The 350-nt window shown below is 58.3% G+C and carries 1 protein-coding gene; it reads right to left on the reverse strand.

Going from position 1 to position 350, the window contains the following annotated elements:
* A partial coding sequence (locus AC0L3U_RS38720) for an ABC transporter substrate-binding protein (RefSeq protein WP_473365011.1) occupies positions 1-350 on the reverse strand: 350 nt, incomplete at both ends.

Below are 350 nucleotides of genomic sequence, written 5' to 3' on the forward strand. Positions count from 1 at the left end.
TGGCGTACCTGGCGCCATTGCGCCGATTGCTCGTTGCCGGGGTCGGCCACCGGAATCTGGATATTTTCAAAGCCGTACTTTTCGGCCAGCAGCTTCAGCGGACCGAGGGTTTCGCGACCGTAGGCCGAGTCGTGATAAACCGTGGCGATTTTCTTGCCCTTCAGTTTGTCGAAGCCGCCTTCGCGCTCGGCGATGTAGTTCACCAGGGTCGAGGCTTCACTGTAGAAAGTCAGCATCACCGGGAAGTTGTACGGAAACACCGTACCGTCGATGGCTTCGGTACGACCGTAACCGAGGGTGATCAGCGGGATCTTGTCCACTTCAGCTCTTTCGCTGAGGGCGTAGGCAGC

It is taken from the genome of Bradyrhizobium sp. Kon69 (assembly GCF_055807515.1).